At 59.4% G+C, this 19,107-nt stretch carries 19 protein-coding genes; 11 read left to right on the forward strand and 8 right to left on the reverse strand.

Translation table 11 applies throughout. From position 1 onward, the window contains the following. Position 1 precedes the first annotated feature (1 nt). The 9 genes from lpxA (at position 2) to HA46_RS16460 (ending at position 11,486) form a co-directional block, all read left to right on the forward strand. Positions 2–790 (forward strand): acyl-ACP--UDP-N-acetylglucosamine O-acyltransferase, encoded by a 789-nt coding sequence (gene lpxA, locus HA46_RS16420; protein ID WP_084885441.1) that lies wholly within the window; start codon positions 2–4, stop codon positions 788–790. Positions 791–793: 3 nt separating this feature from the next. After that, the gene (lpxB, locus tag HA46_RS16425) at positions 794–1,942 is read left to right on the forward strand and encodes a lipid-A-disaccharide synthase (RefSeq protein ID WP_084885443.1); all 1,149 of its coding nucleotides are present in this window, start codon (positions 794–796) and stop codon (positions 1,940–1,942) included. Next, positions 1,935–2,561 (forward strand): ribonuclease HII, encoded by a 627-nt coding sequence (gene rnhB / locus HA46_RS16430; protein ID WP_033749598.1) that lies wholly within the window; start codon positions 1,935–1,937, stop codon positions 2,559–2,561. Before lpxB ends, rnhB begins: the two co-directional genes overlap by 8 nt. A 31-nt stretch (positions 2,562–2,592) precedes the next feature. After that, complete coding sequence (dnaE, locus tag HA46_RS16435; protein ID WP_084885446.1) at positions 2,593–6,075, forward strand: DNA polymerase III subunit alpha; 3,483 nt, start codon at positions 2,593–2,595, stop codon at positions 6,073–6,075. 12 nt (positions 6,076–6,087) lie between these two features. Next, complete coding sequence (accA, locus tag HA46_RS16440) at positions 6,088–7,044, forward strand: acetyl-CoA carboxylase carboxyl transferase subunit alpha (RefSeq protein WP_084885448.1); 957 nt, start codon at positions 6,088–6,090, stop codon at positions 7,042–7,044. Positions 7,045–7,194: 150 nt separating this feature from the next. After that, positions 7,195–9,333 carry a lysine decarboxylase LdcC gene (locus HA46_RS16445; protein ID WP_033793577.1) on the forward strand — a complete coding sequence of 713 codons (2,139 nt, stop codon included), beginning with the start codon at positions 7,195–7,197 and terminating at the stop codon, positions 9,331–9,333. 88 nt (positions 9,334–9,421) lie between these two features. Next, entirely contained in the window at positions 9,422–9,811 is a 390-nt protein-coding gene (locus HA46_RS16450; protein ID WP_033793578.1) for a VOC family protein, read from the forward strand. 50 nt (positions 9,812–9,861) lie between these two features. Next, positions 9,862–11,181 (forward strand): tRNA lysidine(34) synthetase TilS, encoded by a 1,320-nt coding sequence (gene tilS / locus HA46_RS16455; RefSeq protein WP_084885454.1) that lies wholly within the window; start codon positions 9,862–9,864, stop codon positions 11,179–11,181. Beyond that, positions 11,178–11,486 (forward strand): c-type cytochrome, encoded by a 309-nt coding sequence (locus HA46_RS16460; protein ID WP_033793580.1) that lies wholly within the window; start codon positions 11,178–11,180, stop codon positions 11,484–11,486. The genes tilS and HA46_RS16460 overlap by 4 nt, the downstream gene beginning before the upstream one ends. Before the next feature lie 37 nt (positions 11,487–11,523). Here HA46_RS16460 and rof read toward each other — a convergent pair whose 3' ends face one another. Further along, complete coding sequence (gene rof, locus HA46_RS16465) at positions 11,524–11,784, reverse strand: Rho-binding antiterminator (protein WP_033749607.1); 261 nt, start codon at positions 11,782–11,784, stop codon at positions 11,524–11,526. After that, positions 11,771–11,971, reverse strand: coding sequence for a YaeP family protein (locus HA46_RS16470; RefSeq protein WP_033749608.1), 201 nt, complete (start codon positions 11,969–11,971; stop codon positions 11,771–11,773). Before HA46_RS16470 ends, rof begins: the two co-directional genes overlap by 14 nt. Positions 11,972–12,179: 208 nt before the next feature. Between HA46_RS16470 and arfB the strand changes: the two genes are divergently transcribed. Next, positions 12,180–12,590, forward strand: coding sequence for an alternative ribosome rescue aminoacyl-tRNA hydrolase ArfB (arfB, locus tag HA46_RS16475; protein ID WP_033793582.1), 411 nt, complete (start codon positions 12,180–12,182; stop codon positions 12,588–12,590). A 33-nt stretch (positions 12,591–12,623) separates the two neighbouring features. On the opposite strand, the gene proS is transcribed toward arfB, so the two are convergent. The 6 genes from proS to metN all read right to left on the reverse strand — a co-directional run bounded on the left by proS (position 12,624) and on the right by metN (position 18,195). Further along, positions 12,624–14,342: a proline--tRNA ligase gene (gene proS / locus HA46_RS16480; protein ID WP_033793583.1), complete on the reverse strand. Its 1,719-nt coding sequence runs from the start codon at positions 14,340–14,342 to the stop codon at positions 12,624–12,626. Between the two features lie 69 nt (positions 14,343–14,411). Then, positions 14,412–15,140: a tRNA (N6-threonylcarbamoyladenosine(37)-N6)-methyltransferase TrmO gene (gene tsaA / locus HA46_RS16485; RefSeq protein WP_084885450.1), complete on the reverse strand. Its 729-nt coding sequence runs from the start codon at positions 15,138–15,140 to the stop codon at positions 14,412–14,414. Beyond that, positions 15,137–15,532, reverse strand: coding sequence for an Rcs stress response system protein RcsF (gene rcsF / locus HA46_RS16490; RefSeq protein ID WP_033749612.1), 396 nt, complete (start codon positions 15,530–15,532; stop codon positions 15,137–15,139). The genes tsaA and rcsF overlap by 4 nt, the downstream gene beginning before the upstream one ends. A 132-nt stretch (positions 15,533–15,664) precedes the next feature. After that, positions 15,665–16,480 carry a MetQ/NlpA family lipoprotein gene (locus HA46_RS16495; RefSeq protein WP_084885452.1) on the reverse strand — a complete coding sequence of 272 codons (816 nt, stop codon included), beginning with the start codon at positions 16,478–16,480 and terminating at the stop codon, positions 15,665–15,667. A 37-nt stretch (positions 16,481–16,517) separates the two neighbouring features. Continuing rightward, positions 16,518–17,171, reverse strand: coding sequence for a methionine ABC transporter permease MetI (locus HA46_RS16500; RefSeq protein ID WP_033793588.1), 654 nt, complete (start codon positions 17,169–17,171; stop codon positions 16,518–16,520). Further along, positions 17,164–18,195: a methionine ABC transporter ATP-binding protein MetN gene (gene metN / locus HA46_RS16505; protein ID WP_033793589.1), complete on the reverse strand. Its 1,032-nt coding sequence runs from the start codon at positions 18,193–18,195 to the stop codon at positions 17,164–17,166. Before metN ends, HA46_RS16500 begins: the two co-directional genes overlap by 8 nt. 200 nt (positions 18,196–18,395) lie before the next feature. On the opposite strand from metN, the gene gmhB reads away from it, so the two are divergent. After that, a complete protein-coding gene (gene gmhB, locus HA46_RS16510; RefSeq protein ID WP_033793590.1) occupies positions 18,396–18,956 on the forward strand; it encodes a D-glycero-beta-D-manno-heptose 1,7-bisphosphate 7-phosphatase in 561 nt (186 codons plus the stop codon). Positions 18,957–19,107 lie beyond the last annotated feature (151 nt).

Below are 19,107 nucleotides of genomic sequence, written 5' to 3' on the forward strand. Positions count from 1 at the left end.
TGTGATTGATCCAACCGCCACCATCCATGCCAGTTCCGTTATCGAAGAGGGGGCCATTATCGGCCCCAACGTCCACATCGGCCCGTTCTGCTTTATCGGCGCGCATGTGGAAATCGGTGAAGGGACGGTCCTGAAGTCGCATGTGGTCATCAATGGCCACACGCGTATCGGGAAAGATAACCAGATCTATCAGTTCGCCTCTATCGGCGAAGTGAACCAGGATCTGAAATATGCCGGCGAGCCGACGCGCGTTGAAGTAGGCGACCGCAACCGCATCCGCGAAAGCGTGACCATTCATCGCGGCACCGCGCAGGGCGGCGGCGTCACCACTATCGGCAGCGATAACCTGCTGATGGTGAATGCGCATATCGCGCACGACTGCGTGATCGGCAACCGCTGCATTTTCGCCAACAACGCCACGCTGGGCGGTCACGTCACCGTGGACGACTTCGCGATTATCGGCGGCATGACGGCGGTGCATCAGTGGTGCACTATCGGCGCGCACGTAATGGTTGGCGGTTGTTCAGGCGTCGCGCAGGATGTGCCGCCGTACGTTATCGCGCAGGGCAACCACGCGACCCCGTTCGGCATCAATATCGAAGGCCTGAAGCGTCGCGGCTTCAGCAAAGAGGCGCTGCACGCTATTCGCAACGCCTATAAAGTGCTGTATCGCAGCAACAAAACGCTGGAAGAAGCCAAGCCCGAAATTGAAGCGCTGGCGAAGCAGCATAGCGAAGTGCAGCCTTTCTACGACTTCTTTGCTCGTTCTACGCGTGGGTTGATTCGTTAATTCATGTCAGTGCGTCCCCTCACGATAGCCCTGGTCGCCGGAGAAACTTCCGGCGATATTCTTGGCGCCGGTCTGATCCGCGCGCTCAAAGCGCGTCATCCCGATGCCCGTTTCGTCGGCGTGGCTGGCCCGCGCATGCAGGCCGAAGGCTGCGAAACCTGGTATGAGATGGAAGAGCTGGCGGTGATGGGCATCGTGGAAGTGCTCGGCCGTCTGCCGCGCCTGATGAAAATCGGCCGCGACCTGACGGAGCGCTTTAGCGAGCTCAAACCTGACGTCTTCGTCGGCATTGATGCGCCCGATTTTAATATCCGGCTGGAAGGGCGGCTGAAGCGCAACGGCATTCGCACTATTCACTACGTCAGCCCCTCGGTCTGGGCGTGGCGACAAAAGCGCGTATTCAAAATTGGTCGTAACACCAACCTGGTGCTCGCCTTCCTGCCGTTTGAAAAAGCCTTTTACGATCGCTTCAACGTGCCGTGCCGCTTTATCGGCCACACCATGGCGGATGCGATGCCGCTGCAGCCGGACAAGGCTGCCGCACGCCGCACGCTAGGCATTAGCGACGAGGCGCTCTGCCTCGCGCTGCTGCCCGGCAGCCGACATGCGGAAGTCGAAATGCTCAGCGCCGATTTTCTGCGGGCGGCCCAGCTGCTGCGCATACGCTATCCGGCGCTGGAAATCGTCGTGCCGCTGGTCAACGCCAAACGTCGCGCGCAGTTCGAACAGATCAAAGCTGAGGTCGCGCCTGAAGTGCCGATGCATCTGCTGGACGGCCAGGGACGCGAGGCGATGATTGCGAGCGACGCCGCGATTCTGGCATCCGGCACCGCCGCGCTGGAGTGCATGCTGGCAAAATGTCCGATGGTGGTCGGCTATCGTATGAAGCCCTCGACCTTCTGGCTGGCGAAGCGGCTGGTGAAGACGCCCTACGTCTCGCTGCCCAATCTGCTGGCGGGACGCGAGCTGGTGAAAGAGCTGCTGCAGGATGAGTGCGAACCCCACGCGCTGGCGGCGGCGCTCGAGCCGCTGCTGCATGCCGGTGCGCAACGCGACGCGCTGCTCGCGACCTTCACCGAACTGCATCAGCAGATCCGCTGGAACGCAGACGAACAGGCAGCGGACGCCGTACTGGAGATCGCCAATGGCTGATTTTATCTATCCCAATGCTCGCCTGATTGCGGGCGTTGACGAAGTGGGTCGCGGTCCGCTGGTCGGCGCGGTGGTCACGGCGGCGGTTATTCTCGATCCGGCCAACCCGATTCAGGGGCTGGCGGACTCAAAGAAACTATCGGAAAAGCGACGTCTCGCTCTGTTCGACGAGATCAAAGAAAAAGCGCTGGCGTGGAGCCTGGGCCGCGCCGAGCCGGAAGAGATTGACCGGCTCAATATTCTGCACGCCACCATGCTGGCGATGCAGCGCGCGGTCGCCGGTCTGGCGATTGCGCCCGATTTTGTGCTGGTAGACGGCAACCGCTGCCCGGCGTTGCCGATGCCTTCACAGGCGGTAGTGAAAGGGGATAGCCTGGTCGCGGAGATCAGCGCGGCGTCGATTATCGCCAAGGTGTCCCGCGATAGCGAAATGGCGGAGCTGGATCGTCTGTTTCCCCAGTATGGCTTCGCGCAGCACAAAGGCTATCCTACCGCGCTACATATGGAAAAACTGACGCAGCATGGCGCCACGCCGCACCATCGCCGCAGCTTTGCGCCGGTGCGCAACGCCCTGATCGACGCTGAAGTCCTGGCCGCTGGCCAGCCAGCTACGCTTTAATAGCCTGACGCTGTTTTAACCGGAAACCGATATGGCTGAACCCCGTTTTATACATCTGCGTGTCCACAGTGACTACTCTATGGTCGATGGCCTGGCGAAAACCGGGCCGCTGGTCAAAAAGGCGGCTGCGCTCGGCATGCCGGCCCTCGCGATCACGGACTTCATGAACCTGTGCGGGCTGGTGCGTTTCTACGGCAGCGCGCACGGCGCGGGGATCAAACCGATTATCGGCGCGGATTTCAAAGTCGCCAGCGAACAGATGGGCGACGAGCTGACGCAGCTGACGGTGCTGGCCGCCAACAATACCGGCTATCAGAACCTGACGCTGCTCATCTCGCGCGCCTACCAGCGCGGCTACGGCATCGCCGGTCCGGTTATCGATCGCGACTGGCTGCCGGAGCTGGGCGAAGGATTGATTCTGCTCTCCGGCGGACGCTGCGGCGACGTGGGCCGCAGCCTGCTGCGCGGCAACAGCGCGCTGGTGGCGCAGTGCCTCGACTTCTATCAGACCCACTTTCCCTATCGCTACTACCTTGAGCTGACGCGCACCGGGCGCGCCGACGAGGAGAGCTATCTGCACGCCGCGGTTGAGCTCGCCATCGCTGAAGGCGTGCCGGTGGTCGCCACCAATGAAGTCTGCTTCCTGAACGAAGAGGACTTCGACGCCCATGAAATCCGCGTGGCGATCCACGACGGCTATACGCTGGACGATCCCAAACGCCCGCGCAACTACAGCCCTCAGCAATATATGCGCAGTGAAGAGGAGATGTGCGAGCTGTTCTCGGACATCCCGGAAGCGCTGGAAAACAGCGTAGAGATTGCTAAGCGCTGCAACGTCACGGTACGCCTCGGCGAGTACTTCCTGCCGCAGTTCCCGACGGGCGATATGTCCACCGAAGATTTTCTGGTGATGAAGTCGCGTGAAGGGCTGGAAGAGCGCCTTGAGTTTCTCTTTCCCGATCCGGCCGTGCGTGCGGAGAAGCGGCCGGAATATGACGAGCGTCTGGAGATCGAGCTCAACGTTATCAACCAGATGGGCTTCCCTGGCTACTTCCTGATCGTAATGGAGTTTATCCAGTGGTCGAAAGATAACGGCATTCCGGTCGGTCCGGGACGCGGCTCCGGTGCCGGTTCGCTGGTCGCCTACGCGCTAAAGATCACCGACCTTGATCCGCTGGAGTTCGACCTGCTGTTCGAACGATTCCTTAACCCGGAACGCGTCTCGATGCCTGACTTCGACGTCGACTTCTGTATGGAGAAGCGCGATCAGGTGATCGACCACGTCGCCGAGATGTACGGGCGCGAAGCGGTATCGCAGATCATCACCTTCGGCACCATGGCGGCGAAAGCGGTTATCCGCGACGTCGGCCGCGTGCTGGGTCATCCGTACGGCTTCGTCGATCGCATCTCCAAGCTGATCCCGCCGGATCCCGGCATGACGCTGGAAAAAGCCTTCGCCGTTGAGCCGCAGCTGCCGGAAATGTACGACGCGGACGAAGAGGTCAAAGCGCTGATTGATATGGCGCGCAAGCTGGAAGGCGTCACGCGTAACGCCGGCAAGCACGCCGGCGGCGTGGTCATCGCCCCGACGCGCATTACCGACTTCGCGCCGCTTTACTGCGACGAGAACGGCAACCATCCGGTCACGCAGTTCGATAAGAACGATGTCGAATACGCCGGCCTGGTGAAGTTCGACTTCCTTGGCCTGCGCACGCTCACCATCATCGACTGGGCGCTGAAGATGATCAACCCGCGCCGGGAGAAGCAGGGCCTGCCGCCGATCGATATCGCCGCTATCCCGCTGGAGGATAAAAAAAGCTTCGACATGCTGCAGCGTGCGGAAACCACGGCGGTGTTCCAGCTTGAATCGCGCGGCATGAAAGACCTGATCAAACGTCTGAAGCCGGACTGCTTTGAAGATATGATCGCGCTGGTGGCGCTGTTCCGTCCCGGTCCGCTGCAGTCGGGCATGGTAGATAACTTTATCGACCGTAAGCACGGACGCGAGGCGATCTCCTATCCCGATATTCAGTGGCAGCATGAAAGCCTGAAGCCGGTGCTCGAACCCACCTACGGCATTATCCTCTATCAGGAACAGGTGATGCAGATCGCCCAGGTGCTCTCCGGCTATACCCTGGGCGGCGCGGATATGCTGCGTCGCGCGATGGGTAAAAAGAAGCCGGAAGAGATGGCCAAACAGCGCTCGGTGTTTAAAGAGGGCGCGGAGCGCATGGGCATCGACGGCGAGCTGTCGATGAAGATTTTCGACCTGGTGGAAAAATTCGCCGGCTACGGCTTTAACAAATCGCACTCCGCCGCCTATGCGCTGGTTTCCTACCAGACGCTGTGGCTGAAGGCGCACTACCCGGCCGAATTTATGGCGGCGGTCATGACCGCCGATATGGACAACACCGAGAAGGTGGTCGGCCTGGTGGACGAGTGCTGGCGCATGGGCCTGAAGGTGCTGCCGCCAGATATCAACTCCGGTCTCTATCAGTTCCACGTCAACGACGACGGCGAGATCGTCTACGGTATCGGCGCGATCAAAGGCGTCGGCGAAGGCCCGATCGAGGCGATCCTCGAGGCGCGCAACCAGGATGGCTATTTCCGCGAGCTGTTCGATCTCTGCGCACGCACCGACACCAAAAAGATCAACCGCCGCGTGATGGAGAAGCTGATCATGTCCGGCGCCTTCGATCGTCTCGGTCCGCACCGGGCGGCGCTGATGAGTTCGCTCGGCGACGCGCTGAAGGCGGCGGATCAGCACGCCAAAGCGGAGGCGATCGGCCAGGCTGACATGTTCGGCGTACTGGCGGAAGAGCCGGAGCAGGTAGAGAAATCCTACGCCAGCGTAACGCCCTGGCCGGAACAGGTGCAGCTCGACGGCGAGCGGGAAACGCTCGGCCTCTATCTCACCGGCCATCCGATCAATCAGTATCTGAAAGAAATCGAACGCTATGTAGGCGGCATGCGCCTCAAGGACATGCATCCTACCGAGCGTGGTAAAATTACCGTCGCCGCCGGTCTGGTGGTGGCGGCCCGCGTGATGGTGACCAAGCGCGGCAACCGAATTGGTATCTGTACTCTGGACGATCGTTCCGGTCGCCTTGAGGTGATGTTGTTTACCGATGCGTTAGATAAATACCAGCAGTTGCTGGAGAAAGACCGTATCCTGATCGTCAGCGGACAGGTCAGCTTTGATGACTTCAGCGGCGGCCTTAAAATGACCGCCCGTGAAGTCATGGACATTGACGAAGCGCGCGAAAAATACGCGCGCGGACTTGCTATCTCGCTGACGGACAGGCAAATTGATGACCAGCTATTAAACCGGCTCCGCCAGTCTCTCGAGCCCCATCGCTCGGGGACGATACCGGTGAATCTCTACTATCAGAGAGCCGACGCGCGAGCGAAGCTACGCTTTGGTGCAGCGTGGCGTATTTCGCCCAGCGATCGCCTGCTCAACGAACTGCGTTCGTTGATAGGGTCGGAGCAGGTTGAACTGGAGTTTGACTAAAACAGGAACATTATGAGTCTTAATTACCTGGATTTTGAACAGCCGATCGCGGAACTTGAAGCGAAAATTGATTCGCTTACGTCGATTGGTCGTCAGGATGATAAACACATTAATCTGGACGAAGAGGTGCAGCGCCTGCGCGAAAAAAGCGTTGAGCTGACCCGTAAAATTTTCGCCGATTTAGGTGCATGGCAGGTCGCGCAGCTGGCGCGCCATCCGCTGCGCCCTTATACGCTTGACTACGTTCGCAACGCTTTTGACGACTTTGACGAGCTGGCAGGCGATCGCGCCTATGCCGACGACAAAGCGATTGTCGGCGGTATCGCTCGTCTCGACGGTCGTCCGGTAATGATCATTGGTCATCAAAAAGGTCGCGAAACCAAAGAGAAAATCCGCCGCAACTTCGGTATGCCGGCGCCGGAAGGCTATCGCAAAGCGCTGCGCCTGATGGAGATGGCCGAACGCTTCAAAATGCCGCTGATCACTTTTATCGACACGCCGGGCGCCTATCCAGGCGTGGGCGCGGAAGAGCGCGGTCAGTCTGAAGCGATCGCTCGTAACCTGCGCGAAATGTCTGGCCTGAAAATTCCGGTTATCTGCACCGTGATCGGCGAAGGCGGCTCAGGCGGCGCGCTGGCGATCGGCGTGGGCGACAAAGTGAATATGCTGCAGTACAGCACCTATTCGGTGATCTCGCCGGAAGGCTGCGCCTCGATTCTGTGGAAAAGCGCGGATAAAGCCCCGCTGGCGGCAGAGGCGATGGGCATTACGGCCAACCGTCTGAAAGAGCTGAAGCTGATCGACTCGATCATCCCTGAACCGCTGGGCGGCGCGCATCGTCAGCCGGTGGATATGGCGCTGTCGCTGAAAAACCAGCTGCTGGCGGATCTGGCCGATCTCGACAGCCTGAGCACCGAAGAGCTGCTCGACCGCCGCTATCAGCGTCTGATGAACTACGGCTACGCTTAAGGGCGTACGTACAGCGGTGAAAAAGCGGACTTCGGTCCGCTTTTTTTATGCCTCTGATTTGCCGACGGGTAACAGAGTAGAGCATTCCGACGTACCCGATCGCCATCCTTCGCTATGATTAGCCCTGCCACATTAAAAGGGAGGTGCGCATTGAATATTCTGGCGATCATGGGTTCACACGGCATGTTCTACAAAGACGAGCCGCTGCGCGAACTGAATACCGCGCTGACGCAGCAGGGCTTTCAGCTGATTTATCCCACTAATATCGACGACCTGCTCAAGCTGATAGAGCATAACCCGCGCATCTGCGGCGTGATCTTTGACTGGGACGCGCACAACAGCCCAGCGCTCTGTGCCGATATCAATCAGCTCAATGAATATCTGCCGCTCTATGCCTTTATCAACACCCATTCGCAGATGGATGTCAGCATCAACGAGATGCGTATGGCGCTGCACTTCTTTGAATACGCGCTGAGCGCCGCGGACGATATCGCGCTGCATATCCGCCAGTATACCGACGACTATATCGAGCAGATTACGCCGCCGCTGACCAGGGCGCTGTTTACCTACGTGAAAGAGGGCAAGTACACCTTCTGTACGCCCGGCCATATGGGCGGCACCGCTTTTCAAAAAAGCCCGGTCGGCAGCCTCTTTTACGACTTCTTCGGCGCTAATACGCTGAAGGCGGATATCTCTATCTCCGTGACTGAGCTTGGTTCGCTGCTCGATCATACCGGTCCGCACCTGGAAGCCGAAGAATACGTCGCCAGAACTTTCGGCGCTGAGCAGAGCTACATGGTGACCAACGGCACCTCGACCTCGAATAAAATCGTCGGCATGTATGCGGCGCCGACCGGCAGCACGGTATTGATCGATCGCAACTGCCATAAGTCGCTGACGCATCTGCTGATGATGAGCGATATCGTGCCGATCTGGCTCAAACCGACGCGCAACGCGCTGGGCATTCTCGGCGGCATCCCTAAGCGGGAGTTCACCCGCGCCAGCATTGAGGAGAAGGTGGCGAATACCGCGCGCGCCAGCTGGCCGGTGCACGCCGTGATCACTAACTCCACCTACGACGGCCTGCTCTATAACACCCAGTACATCAAAGAGACGCTGGAGGTGCCGTCGATCCATTTCGACTCCGCCTGGGTGCCCTATACCAACTTTCATCCCATCTATGCCGGCAAAAGCGGCATGAGCGGCGAGCGCACGCCCGGCAAAGTGATCTATGAGACCCAGTCGACCCATAAGCTGCTGGCGGCCTTCTCGCAGGCGTCGCTGATCCATATTAAAGGCGATTACGACGAGCACACTTTCAACGAAGCCTACATGATGCACACCACCACATCGCCCAACTATGCGATTGTATCGTCGATTGAAACGGCGGCGGCGATGCTGCGCGGCAATCCCGGCAAGCGGCTGATCAATCGCTCGGTCGAGCGCGCGCTGCATTTTCGCCGGGAGATCCAGCGCCTGCGGGAGGAGTCCGACAGCTGGTTCTTCGATATCTGGCAGCCGGAGCATATCGACGAGGCTGAATGCTGGCCGATCCAGCCGGGCGAGGAGGAGTGGCACGGCTTTACCCAGGCGGACGCCGACCATATGTACCTCGATCCCATCAAGGTCACCATTCTGACGCCCGGCATGAGCGAGCTGGGCGAGATGGCGGAAGAGGGGATTCCGGCGGCGCTGGTGGCGAAATTCCTCGACGAGCGCGGCATTGTGGTAGAGAAAACCGGGCCTTATAACCTGCTGTTTCTGTTTAGCATCGGCATCGACAAAACCCGGGCAATGAGCGTGCTGCGCGGCCTGACCGAGTTCAAGCGCGCCTACGATCTCAATCTGCGGGTGAAGAATATGCTGCCGGATCTCTACGCCGAAGATCCCGATTTCTACCGCAATATGCGCATCCAGACCCTGGCGCAGGGGATCCACCAGCTGATCCGCCAGCACGATCTGCCGCGCCTGATGCTCAAGGCGTTCGACGTGCTGCCTGAAATGAAGATGACGCCGCATCAGGCGTTCCAGCAGCAGGTGCAGGGCAGAGTAGAGACGGTGGATCTTAAGCAGCTGGTGGGACGCATCTCTGCCAATATGATCCTGCCCTATCCGCCGGGCGTGCCGCTGGTGATGCCAGGGGAAATGATCACCGAAGAGAGCCGCGCGGTGCTCGACTTCCTGCTGATGCTCTGCACTATCGGTCGCCACTATCCCGGTTTTGAGACCGATATTCACGGCGCGACGCTGACGGAAGAGGGCGATTATCGCGTTCGGGTGCTGAAATAACGAAAAAAGGCAGTGGCTTCAGACAATTGCGCATTGCAAGCCGCCGTCGCACGTCTCAGGATAGGCAAAACAGTCAGGGAGTCTTTTCATGTTGCAGTTATCTTCTGTTCACCATATCGCCATCATCGCCACCGATTATGCGCGCAGCAAAGCCTTTTATTGCGATGTGCTCGGTTTCAGCCTGATGGGCGAGGTTTACCGCGAAGCGCGCGATTCCTGGAAAGGCGATCTGGCGCTGAACGGCCAGTACACCATCGAGCTTTTCTCCTTTCCTTCGCCGCCGGCGCGCGTCAGCCATCCTGAAGCCTGCGGCCTGCGTCATCTGGCCTTTACCGTGCCGGACGTTGGCGCGGCGGTCGCAGCGCTGGCGGAAAAAGGCGTGGTGTGCGAACCGATCCGCATCGACGATCTGACCGGCAAGCAGTGCACCTTCTTTGCCGATCCGGATGGTTTGCCGCTGGAGCTCTATCAGGCGTAAAATAGCGCGCGCAGGGGCCGCATCCGGTGGCCCTGATTCTGGAACGCGTCATGCCTTTGTCTCATCTCGCTTCGCTGTTGCCTGACGATGCCGCGCTGGTGGTGGCGTTTAGCGGCGGTCTCGACTCCACCGTGCTGCTGCATCAGCTGGTTAGCTGGCAACAGACGCATCCGCAAGCGCGCCTGCGCGCGCTGCATGTCCACCACGGATTAAGTCCCAATGCCGACAGCTGGGCGGCGCACTGCGTGGCAATCTGCGAAGCCTGGCAGCTACGCTGCGAGGTGCTGCGCGTGCAGGTCGACGGGCGCGAGCAGGGCGTTGAGGGCGCGGCGCGCGCGGCGCGCTATCAGGCGCTGACGACAGCGATGCAGCCTGACGAGTGGCTGCTGACCGCGCAGCATCTCGACGACCAGTGCGAGACGCTGCTGCTGGCGCTGAAGCGCGGCAGCGGACCGGCCGGGCTGGCGGCGATGCCATTGCGGCATCAGCGCCACGGCCGCGTGCTGCTGCGTCCGCTGCTTGAGCAGTCGCGGCAGCAGCTTGAAGCCTACGCGCAGCAGCATCAGCTGCGCTGGATCGAAGATGAAAGCAATCAGGACGCGCGCTACGATCGCAATTTCCTGCGCCAGCATCTGCTGCCGACCCTGCAGGCGCGCTGGCCGCACTTCGCCGCCGCGTGCGCGCGCAGCGCGGCGCTGTGCGGCGAGCAGGAGCAGCTGCTGGACGAACTGCTGGCGGAGCAGCTGGCCGAACTGCTGCATCCTGACGGCAGCCTGCATTTCCCGCCGCTTTTACAGATGAGCGAGATGCGCGCGAATGCGCTGCTGCGACGCTGGATAGCCCGCCAGGGCGCGCCGATGGTGTCGCGCGCCGCGCTGATACGCCTGCGCCAGGAGGTGATGCTGAGCCGCGAAGACGCGCAGCCGCGTTTACGCTTTGGCGATGCGGAGGCGCGCCGCTATCGCGATCGGCTCTACTGGGTGCCGCGCTGCGCGTCGCTAAAGGATCGGCAGCTGCCCTGGCCCGATCGCCGCGCGCCGCTGGCGCTGCCGCAGCGGCTCGGCGTGCTGCATGCCCATCGCGCGCCCTCGGTGCTGCGTCAGCCCGAGGCAGACGAAGAGGTGAGCGTGCGTTTTCACGCGCAGGGCTATTTTCATCTTGCGGGCCGCGCCGGGGGCCGGGAAATCAAAAAGCTGTGGCAGGAGCTGGCGGTCCCGCCCTGGCAGCGCGAACGTATTCCGCTGATCTACTACAATCAGACGCTTGTCTGCGCGCCCGGTCTGTTCGTCACCCGGGAAGGCGCCGCCGTCGACGACAGCGGCTGGCAGGCGATCTGGCAAAATAATGAGAGTGCTGGAGAGCAACCATGAAGAGATTACTGGCCGTCTTGCTGCTGGCGGCGTCGCTGCCTACGCTGGCCGACGGCGACGTCAACGCGGGGGCGCAGAAGTCGGCCGCCTGCGCCGCCTGCCATGGCGCGCAGGGAAAAAGCAGCATGCCGCTCTATCCCAATCTTGCGGGACAGAACGCCGCCTACCTCAACCATGCGCTGCAGGCCTATAAAAAGGGCGAGCGCAGCGGCGGGCAGGCAGAAGTCATGAAAGCGTTTGTGGCTGGATTGAGCGATGAGGATATGGCGGATCTGTCGGCTTACTATGGGTCGCTGAAACCTTAGGGAAGGGGGCGGGAATATCCCGCCCGAGGCGCTGTCGTTATTCTTCGCTGACGACAACGGTGCCCAGCTCAGGATGACTGAAGCTGGCGATGTGATCGAGGCGCAACTCGCGCGTTTCGCCGGAGAGATCGATAGAAAGGTATTCGACGTTTTTACGTGAAACCATATCCGTCGCTTTCGCCTTCAGCGCTTCCCCGTTTTTCAGGGTCAGCTCAAGCGTCCAGCGTTTCGTGCAGGCGAGTTCCAGGTTGTCGTAATCATCGCAGTTGATGGGTCTATAGGCTTCATTCGTCAACATAGTCGCTCACCAGTAAGTTTGCAGCGGCATAAGCTGCCTGTTCCCTGACAGAAGAGTTTAGCGCAGAATTTGCGGCAATATCATCGAGTGCCTTTAAAACGCATCCAATCGCATCGGGCACATATCCCAGTTCGCCACTGCCGATCTCGGCATACTTCTGGCGAACCAATTCACAATATTTTTGCACTTTCACCTCCTCAGCAGAGCAAGAATACTCTGGTTGCCTGAGGAACTATATCACAGGCATTTCCAGGATTTCAGCCAGAGCAAAGCAGGATCCTGGCGTCGAAAGAGGCTAAAGTGACAGAATCCGCTGGCTACGCGCCATAAACAGCAAGCACAAAAGGTTAAGTTGATGAACAGGTTAAACGAGGCGACGTTGTCTCAGGTGACAGATGATTAAAGTTTCACGTACGGTCGAGCTGCCCGACAGCGAAGTCGAGCTAAGCGCCATTCGCGCCCAGGGGGCGGGTGGACAACATGTGAATAAAACCAGCACAGCCATTCATCTGCGTTTCGATATAGCCGCCTCCTCGCTGCCGCCGTTTTACAAACAGCGCATGCTGGCGGTGAAGCACCATTTGATTACGCCGGAAGGCATGGTGATTATCAAAGCGCAGGAGTATCGCAGCCAGGAGATGAACCGCGAGGCGGCGGTACAGAGGCTGGTCAATTTGATTCAGGAACTGACGCGGGTAGAGAAGGCGCGGCGCGCTACGCGGCCGACGCGCGCGTCGAAAGAGCGGCGGCTGGAAGGGAAAGCGCGGCGCAGTTCGACCAAATCGATGCGGGGAAAAGTGCTGTAAAAAAACGCCCCCGAAAACGGGGCGGGAAGCATCTTACTTGTTAAGCGCTTTCAACAGGAAGTCGACGATTTCGCTCTGCTTGATCATCTCTTTCTCGCCGGCGCGACGCGCTTTGTACTCAATCTCTTCGTTGTCGAGATTGCGGTCGCCGATGACGATAGTGTGAGGCACGCCAATCAGCTCCATATCGGCGAACATCACGCCCGGACGCTCTTTACGGTCGTCCAGGATCACCTCGACGCCTTTGGCGCGCAGGGTGTGGTAAAGCTCTTCCGCCAGCTCTTTCACGCGGAAAGATTTGTGCATGTTCATCGGCAGAATCGCAACGTCGAACGGCGCCAGCGCCGCAGGCCAGATAATGCCGCGCTCGTCGTGGTTCTGCTCGATCGCCGCCGCGACGACGCGCGTAATGCCGATACCGTAGCAGCCCATGGTCAACACCTGGTTGCGGCCATCTTCGCCCTGAACCGCCGCTTTCATCGCTTCCGAGTATTTGGTGCCGAGCTGGAAAATATGGCCGACTTCGATGCCGCGTTTGATCTGCAGCGTGCCTTTGCCGTCTGGGCTCGGATCGCCTTCCACCACGTTGCGGATATCGGCCACGATCGCCTGCGGCAGATCGCGTTCCCAGTTAATCCCGACATAGTGTTTGCCGTCGACGTTGGCGCCGGCGCTGAAGTCGCTCATCTTATCCACGCTGCGATCGGCGATAATCGGCATTGCGAGACCCACAGGGCCAAGCGAGCCCGGACCTGCGCCCACTGCGGCGCGGATCTCGTCTTCGGTGGCGAACGCCAGCGGCGAGGCGACGATGTCGAGCTTCTCCGCTTTGATCTCATTCAGCTCGTGATCGCCGCGCACCAGCAGCGCAACCAGCGTATGGCCGCTCTCTTCGCTGGCTTTCACCATCAGCGTCTTCACGGTTTTCTCGATCGGCAGCTGGAACTGTTCCACCAGTTCGGCGATGGTTTTCGCGTTCGGCGTGTCGATCTGCGCCAGCGCCTGAGTCGGCTGCGGGCGATCGCCAGCCGGCGCCACCGCTTCGGCCATTTCGATATTGGCGGCGTAGTCCGAGTCGGTTGAGAAAATCACATCATCTTCGCCGCTCTGCGCCAGCACCTGGAATTCGTGCGACGCGCTGCCGCCGATAGAACCGGTGTCCGCCTGAACCGCACGGAAGTCGAGGCCCATACGGCTAAAGCTGTTGCTGTAGGCGCGGTACATCGCGTCGTAGGTTTCCTGCAGCGACTCCTGCGAAATATGGAAGGAGTAGGCGTCTTTCATGATGAACTCGCGCGAGCGCATCACGCCAAAGCGCGGACGCACTTCATCGCGGAATTTGGTCTGGATCTGATAGAGGTTCAGCGGCAGCTGCTTGTAGGAGCTGAGCTCGTTGCGAATCAGATCGGTGATCACTTCTTCATGCGTCGGACCGAGCACGAACGGGCGTTCGTGGCGATCGGCCACGCGCAGCAGTTCCGGGCCGTACTGTTCCCAGCGACCGCTCTCCTGCCACAAATCGGCAGGCTGAACCACCGGCATAGAGATCTCAATCGCGCCTGCGTTGTTCATCTCTTCGCGCACGATGTTTTCGACTTTTTTCAGCACGCGTAAACCGGTCGGCAGCCAGGTGTAGAGACCTGAAGCCAGTTTGCGGATCATCCCGGCGCGCAGCATCAGCTGGTGGCTGATCACTTCCGCGTCGGAGGGCGTCTCCTTAAGGGTGGAGAGCAAATATTGAGTAGTACGCATTGATTAAGGTTCCAGTTGAACGGAGAGTCACTGACAAAAGTTTTGTTGGCGGCTAGTGTACCAGCGAGATCACGGGCTCAAAAGCGCGTTTTCGCGCGGGTCGATGCCGGTCACCTCGGTGCCGGTTTCATCGACGCGCCAGCGCACATTGAAATCGAGCAGCCAGACGGCATATTCGCGCGACTGCGCTTCGCCTTTGCGGTAGGCGGGACGCGGATCTTGCGCCAGCACGTCGCGGATAAAACGCGCCAGATGGGGATAGCGCTGCTGCTGCTGCGCCAGCTGCTGTTCCGCCTGCGGCGAGAAGCGCACCGGCATATCGGCCGCTGGCGCCGCCTGCGCGAAACCGGCTTTTGCCTGCGGCAGCGCCTCGGCGAAGGGAAGGTAAGGCTTGATATCCACCACCGGCGTGCCGTCCACCAGATCCAGGCTGCCGAGCTGCAGGATCACCTGATTCTTCTCGCAGCGTATGGCTTTCAGCTCAACCAGCGACATGCCGATAGGGTTCGGGCGAAAGGTCGAGCGCGTCGCGAACACGCCCATGCGGGCGTTGCCGCCCAGGCGCGGCGGGCGCACCGTGGGCCGCCAGCCGCCTGCCATGGTCTGATGAAACACGAACAGCACCCAGAGATGGCTGAAACTCTCCAGGCCGCGTACCGCCTCCGGCTGGTTATAGGGCGCCATCAGGTGCAGCTCGCCGTGACCGTCCTGCACCAGGCCAGGCTGGCGCGGAACGGCGAACTTCTCTTTCCACGGCGAACGGATTACGCCGATCTGCTCGAAGGCAAAAGCGCTCATTGATTCACTTTCAGCGCGGAGCCCTGACAAATCGCCTGGCGATAGCAGCCCGGCGTGCTGCTGACGATCTCACACTTATGCAGCAGAACGGCATTGGCTTTCAGGTAAGAGGCTTTGATCTGCAGACGCTTGCGCGCGGTGGCGATATTCGGCGGCGAATCCTGGCGGCTGCTCTGACAGTCATCGCCGGCGACTTCGCCCAGATCGCGGAACGGTTTGCTGACCAAATCGGCTGCGTCGGTATAGACTTTGACAGGCGCGGGACGCGGCGCGGGTTTGCGCGCGGGCTCGCGGGATGGCTGCGAATGAGCGGGTGCGCTGCTTATCGGGTGGTATTCGTGAACGCACCCGGTCAGCATCAATGCTAACAAGCAGAGCGGTAATAAACGCATGGCAACATCCTCAAGGTTGTAAAAAGTGGCGTTATTGAAACAAGGACCCGGCGAAATAACAAGTCGCGCCGGATGCGGCGCAAAAGAAAGGGCGGCTAAGCGCCGCCCTGGTCAGAAGTGTCAGGAAAGGGATTACCAGCCTTTCACTGCGCCGCCGTTGAAGATCTTGTTCGCGGCTTCCGCGACTTCGTCAGACTGATAAGCCTGAACGAATTTTTTCACGTTTTCAGCGTCTTTGTTATCTTCGCGGCTGACGATCAGATTCACGTACGGCGAATCTTTATCTTCAACGAAGATGCCGTCTTTTGCCGGCGTCAGGCCAATCTGGCTGGCGTAGGTGGTGTTGATCACCGCCAGCGCGATCTGCTGGTCATCCAGCGAACGCGGCAGCTGCGGCGCTTCCAGCTCGACGATCTTCAGGTTTTTCGGGTTCTCGACGATATCGAGCGAGGTCGGCAGCAGGCCGACGCCATCCTTCAGCTTGATCAGGCCCGCTTTCTGCAGCAGCAGCAGTGAACGGCCCAGGTTGGTCGGATCGTTAGGGATAGCGACCTGCGCGCCGTTCTGCAACTCATCCAGCGATTTGATTTTCTTCGAGTAGCCAGCGATCGGATAAACGAAAGAGTTGCCGACCGGCACCAGCTTGTAGCCGCGATCTTTAATCTGCTGATCCAGATAAGGTTTGTGCTGGAAGGCGTTAACGTCGATATCGCCTTTGCTCAGCGCTTCGTTCGGCAGCACGTAGTCGTTAAAGGTCACCAGCTCGACGTCGAGGCCATATTTGTCTTTCGCGACTTTCTGCGCCGCCTCGGCGACCTGCTGCTCTGCGCCGACAATCACGCCCACTTTGATATGGTTCGGATCTTTGGCTTTCTGATCGCATCCTGCCAGCGCAATCGCGCCAATCAGTGCACCCACAGCGGCAATCTTTTTAAATGTAAAAGTCATATCTCTTCCTTAATGGAGACGTAATGATATTGCTGACTTATTTATGGGACACGGCACGCACGATGCTGTCGCCACAAAACTGAATTAAATACACCAGAACGACCAGTAACACGAGCACCGTATTCATCACCGTCGCGTTATAGCCGATATAGCCGTACTGATAGCCAATCTGCCCCAGCCCGCCCGCGCCGACGGCGCCGCCCATGGCGGAGTAGCCGACCAGCGTAATCAGCGTGATGGTCGCGGCGTTCACCAGGCCCGGCAGCGCTTCCGGCAGCAGCACCTTGCGCACGATTTGCAGCGGCGTGGCGCCCATGGCGCGCGACGCCTCGATCAGTCCGGTCGGCAGCTCAAGCAGCGCGTTCTCGACCATACGCGCGATAAAAGGCGCGGCGCCGACGGTCAGCGGCACGATAGCCGCCTGCAGGCCGATAGAGGTGCCGACGATGGCGCGAGTAAAGGGGATCATCCAGACCAGCAGAATGATAAAGGGAATAGAACGGAAAATATTCACCAGCGCAGAAAGGATGCGATAGAGCGTCTGGTTTTCCCGAATCTGTCCCGGACGGGTGACGTAGAGCAGCACGCCGACCGGCAGGCCCAGCACGAAGCCAAAGAAGCCGGAGACAAAGGTCATCATCAGCGTTTCCCAGACGCCGCGCGCCAGTAAAGCCATCATCGCTTCAGACATAACCCAGTACCTCTACTTTCACATGATTTTCCTGCAGCCACGCGATAGCGGCGTTGGCGTCGCTCTCAGCGCCGTCCATTTCGGCCAGCATAATGCCGAACTTCACGCCGCCGGCGTAATCCATCTGCGCGCTGATAATATTGTTATTAACGTTGAAGCGGCGCGCGGCTTCTGACAGCAGCGGCGCGTCGACCGATTTACCGGTGAACTCAAGACGCAGCAGCGGCACGCGCTCGGCAGCAGGCTGCGACACCATACGCTGCTGATAATCCTCCGGGATATCGAGGTGCAGCGTCGACTGGATAAACTGCTGCGCCAGCGGCGTTTTCGGATGAGAGAAGACTTCGCTGACGCTGTCCTTTTCAATCAGCTCGCCCTGGCTGATTACCGCAACCTGATCGCAGATGCGCTTCACCACGTCCATTTCATGCGTAATCAGCAGAATAGTCAGGCCGAGGCGACGGTTGATATCTTTCAGCAGCTCAAGGATAGAGCGGGTGGTGGCCGGATCGAGCGCGCTGGTGGCTTCGTCGCACAGCAGCACTTTGGGATTGCTGGCCAGCGCGCGGGCGATGGCGACGCGCTGTTTCTGTCCGCCGGAAAGATTGGCGGGCCAGGCGTCATGCTTATCGCCCAGACCGACCAGCTCCAGCAGTTCCGTCACGCGCTGTTTGATCGCTTCGCGCGACAGGCTGCCCAGCTCAAGCGGCAGCGCCACGTTGCCGAAGACGGTACGCGAGTTCATCAAGTTAAAGTGCTGGAAGATCATGCCGATTTGACGGCGCGCCTGAGTCAGCTGACGTTCGCTCAGGGCGGTCAACTCCTGGCCGTCGACCAGTACGCGGCCTGACGTTGGGCGTTCCAGCAGGTTAACGCAGCGGATAAGGGTACTTTTACCGGCGCCGGACGAGCCGATAACGCCATAAATCTGTCCTGCAGGCACATGCAGGCTAACATCTGACAGCGCCTGAATAGTGCGTGAGCCTTGCTGGAACACTTTGGTAATATTTTCGAGTTTAATCATTAGGTTATTTATTATCGTCTTGCGTTGTCCGTGGTGTGGAACCTTTCGCGCTGAAATCCGGTGCGAAAGCTGAACGGATGGTAAGGCATCCAGACGTCTAAATCAATCAAAGTCATCTCATCTGCCATTCTCTCTTTTATTGCAATCATGCAATACTAGGCGGCAATTTTAGTAGCATCTTTAGTAGCAGGAGTTTCTCAGTGGCGAATAAAGTCCCGGCGGTATTTCTCGATCGTGATGGCACCTTGAACGTAGATCACGGCTATGTTCATGAAATCGACAACTTCCAGTTTATCGACGGCGCCATCGAGGCGTTGCAGGAGCTGAAGAAGATGGGATTCGCGCTGGTGCTGATCACCAATCAGTCCGGCATCGCCCGCGGCATGTTCAGCGAAGACCAGTTCATGCAGCTGACGGAATGGATGGACTGGTCGCTGGCGGACCGCGACGTCGATCTCGACGGCATCTATTTCTGTCCTCATCTGCCGGACGCGCCGGTGGAAGCCTATCGTCAGGCGTGCGACTGCCGCAAGCCGCACCCTGGCATGCTGCTCTCAGCGCAGAAGCATCTTGATATCGACATGGCGGCTTCTTATATGGTGGGTGACAAAACGGAAGATGTGCTGGCAGGCAAAGCGGCGGGCGTAGGCACAAACGTGCTGGTGCGCAGCGGTAAACCCGTCACGGCGGAAGGCGAAGCGGCCGCGGATTGGGTTCTTAATAGTATCGCCGAGCTGCCACAGGCGATTAAAAAGCGCTAAAAACGCGCGTTTTGCGCATTAATCAGACGAACGACACAAAACTTTAAAAAAGGCGCTTGCGCTCTCTGAACGACTCCCTATAATGCGCCTCCATCGACACGGCACAACGGCTTACGGAATGCGGTGTTGAGGTGATGAAAGTCACCGTCGG

Source organism: Pantoea septica (genome assembly GCF_002095575.1).
GTDB lineage: Bacteria > Pseudomonadota > Gammaproteobacteria > Enterobacterales > Enterobacteriaceae > Pantoea > Pantoea septica.

What these genes read in the sequence shown, in the direction of transcription:
- lpxB (WP_084885443.1), top strand. Translation starts at nt 794, where the DNA reads ATGTCAGTGCGTCCCCTCACGATAGCCCTGGTCGCCGGAGAAACTTCC.
- rnhB (WP_033749598.1), top strand. Translation starts at nt 1,935, where the DNA reads ATGGCTGATTTTATCTATCCCAATGCTCGCCTGATTGCGGGCGTTGAC.
- dnaE (WP_084885446.1), top strand. Translation starts at nt 2,593, where the DNA reads ATGGCTGAACCCCGTTTTATACATCTGCGTGTCCACAGTGACTACTCT.
- accA (WP_084885448.1), top strand. Translation starts at nt 6,088, where the DNA reads ATGAGTCTTAATTACCTGGATTTTGAACAGCCGATCGCGGAACTTGAA.
- HA46_RS16450 (WP_033793578.1), top strand. Translation starts at nt 9,422, where the DNA reads ATGTTGCAGTTATCTTCTGTTCACCATATCGCCATCATCGCCACCGAT.
- tilS (WP_084885454.1), top strand. Translation starts at nt 9,862, where the DNA reads ATGCCTTTGTCTCATCTCGCTTCGCTGTTGCCTGACGATGCCGCGCTG.
- HA46_RS16460 (WP_033793580.1), top strand. Translation starts at nt 11,178, where the DNA reads ATGAAGAGATTACTGGCCGTCTTGCTGCTGGCGGCGTCGCTGCCTACG.
- rof (WP_033749607.1), bottom strand. Translation starts at nt 11,784, where the DNA reads ATGTTGACGAATGAAGCCTATAGACCCATCAACTGCGATGATTACGAC.
- arfB (WP_033793582.1), top strand. Translation starts at nt 12,180, where the DNA reads ATGATTAAAGTTTCACGTACGGTCGAGCTGCCCGACAGCGAAGTCGAG.
- proS (WP_033793583.1), bottom strand. Translation starts at nt 14,342, where the DNA reads ATGCGTACTACTCAATATTTGCTCTCCACCCTTAAGGAGACGCCCTCC.
- tsaA (WP_084885450.1), bottom strand. Translation starts at nt 15,140, where the DNA reads ATGAGCGCTTTTGCCTTCGAGCAGATCGGCGTAATCCGTTCGCCGTGG.
- rcsF (WP_033749612.1), bottom strand. Translation starts at nt 15,532, where the DNA reads ATGCGTTTATTACCGCTCTGCTTGTTAGCATTGATGCTGACCGGGTGC.
- HA46_RS16495 (WP_084885452.1), bottom strand. Translation starts at nt 16,480, where the DNA reads ATGACTTTTACATTTAAAAAGATTGCCGCTGTGGGTGCACTGATTGGC.
- HA46_RS16500 (WP_033793588.1), bottom strand. Translation starts at nt 17,171, where the DNA reads ATGTCTGAAGCGATGATGGCTTTACTGGCGCGCGGCGTCTGGGAAACG.
- metN (WP_033793589.1), bottom strand. Translation starts at nt 18,195, where the DNA reads ATGATTAAACTCGAAAATATTACCAAAGTGTTCCAGCAAGGCTCACGC.